A 1,887-nucleotide genomic window follows, 5' to 3' on the forward strand; every position below is an offset into this window, starting at 1 on the left:
TGCGCCAGATGATGGCGCTGATGGGCTGAAACGCCTTTTTTCGTCTGCTGTGAGCACAAAAGCAAACGCCCCGAACAAGTCGGGGCGTTTGCTGGAACCGCCGTCAGTGCGTTTTCACACAGTCTGACTCGGGCCGGTTTTCGGTGATGTTTCATACTCTTAAGAGTTTTTAACACATTCAGGCGGGCACACCGCTGTGGAAGCGGAATTCCTCGTCCGGCGATTCGATCAGTTCCTGCTCGGCCGCACGGACGCGCTCGATCACCTGCGCGACATCCTTGGCATCACCATACTGATAGGCCAGCTTCAAATAACCCTGAAAATGCCGCGCCTCGCTTTTCAGCAAACCGAAATAGAACTTGCCCAGTTCTTCATCCAGATGCGGCACCAATGCTTCAAAGCGTTCGCAACTGCGCGCTTCGATGAAAGCGCCAACCACCAGCGTATCCACCAGTTTCACCGGCTCATGGCTGCGCACCACTTTGCGCAGGCCCGAGGCGTAGCGGCCGGCGTGCAGCTGACGCAGTTCGATCTTGCGCCGCTTCATGATGCGCATGACTTGCTCGTGGTGCACCAGTTCTTCCCGGGCCAGGCGCGACATCATGTTGATCAGGTCGACATGGGCGTGGTACTTGGCAATCAGGCTCAGCGCCGTGCTGGCGGCCTTGAACTCACAGTTCTTGTGATCGATCAGCAGGGTTTCCTGATCGGCCAGTGCCGCCTGGACCCAGGCGTCGGGCGTGCGGCAGCCAAGGAATTCGTGGATTTCGGGAAGGATCATGGGGCTCACGGTAAAAGGTGTTCGAGCGAAGGGCGCCGATTATACCGGCCTGCCCGCAGACCACCAGCGGCGGCTGTTGATATGCATCAAGTCGCAGACGTTCGGGTAGCAACTATAGTTGTGCAACGCCGTGCCTTTTCTTTGCTGGAGACTCCGCTCATGCAAGCCATTCGCAGCATTCTGGTGGTCATCGAACCTGAACATGCAGAAAGCCTGGCGCTCAAGCGCGCCAAGCTGATCGCCGGTGTCACCCAGGCCCATCTGCATCTTCTGGTGTGCGACAAGAAGCATGACCACGCCGGCCTGCTCAGTGTGCTCAAGGCGGCATTGCTCGCCGAAGGGTACAGCGTGACCACCGAACAGGCGTGGAACGAGAGCCTGCACGAAACCATCATCGATGTGCAGCAGGCCGAGGGTTGCGGCCTGGTGATCAAACAGCACTTCCCCGACAGCTCGCTGAAAAAAGCCCTGCTGACCCCGGCCGACTGGAAGCTCCTGCGCCACTGCCCTACCCCGGTGCTGCTGGTAAAAACCGCCGGCTCCTGGAAGGACAAAGTGATTCTGGCTGCGGTCGATGTCGGCAATGCCGACGGTGAGCACCGGCATTTGCACAGCACCATCATCGATCACGGCTATGACATCGCCAGTCTGGCCAAGGCGCATCTGCATGTGATTACCGCGCATCCGTCGCCGATGCTCTCGGCGGCGGACCCGACGTTTCAGCTGAAATCGACCATAGAAGCCAAATACCGCGAGCAGTGCCGGGCGTTTCAGGCGGAGTTCGATGTCGATGACGAGCACCTTCACATCGAGGAAGGCCCGGCAGATGTGCTGATCCCGTTCATGGCGCACAAGCTGCAGGCGGCGGTGACGGTGATTGGCACGGTGGCGCGCAGTGGTCTGTCAGGCGCGTTGATCGGCAATACGGCGGAAGCGGTGCTGGATACGCTGGAAAGCGATGTCCTGGTGCTCAAGCCGCAGGAGGTTGAGGATCATCTGGTGGAATTGACGGCAAAACACTGAGGATTGCCATGCCTGACTGGCACTTTCGCGAGCAGGCTCGCTCCCACATCTGGAATGCATTTCCCTGTGGGAGCGAGCCTGCT

The 1,887-nt window shown here is 59.1% G+C and carries 2 protein-coding genes; one reads left to right on the forward strand and one right to left on the reverse strand.

Annotated elements, in window-relative coordinates; all coding sequences use genetic code 11:
* Positions 1 to 178: 178 nt before the first annotated feature.
* Positions 179 to 781 (reverse strand): tRNA isopentenyl-2-thiomethyl-A-37 hydroxylase MiaE, encoded by a 603-nt coding sequence (miaE, locus tag QMX86_RS27965; protein WP_016775115.1) that lies wholly within the window; start codon positions 779 to 781, stop codon positions 179 to 181.
* A 159-nt stretch (positions 782 to 940) separates the two neighbouring features.
* On the opposite strand from miaE, the gene QMX86_RS27970 reads away from it, so the two are divergent.
* Complete coding sequence (locus QMX86_RS27970) at positions 941 to 1,804, forward strand: universal stress protein (protein WP_076562374.1); 864 nt, start codon at positions 941 to 943, stop codon at positions 1,802 to 1,804.
* Positions 1,805 to 1,887 lie beyond the last annotated feature (83 nt).

This window comes from Pseudomonas sp. PS01270 (assembly GCF_029959775.1).
Classification (GTDB): domain Bacteria; phylum Pseudomonadota; class Gammaproteobacteria; order Pseudomonadales; family Pseudomonadaceae; genus Aquipseudomonas; species Aquipseudomonas atacamensis.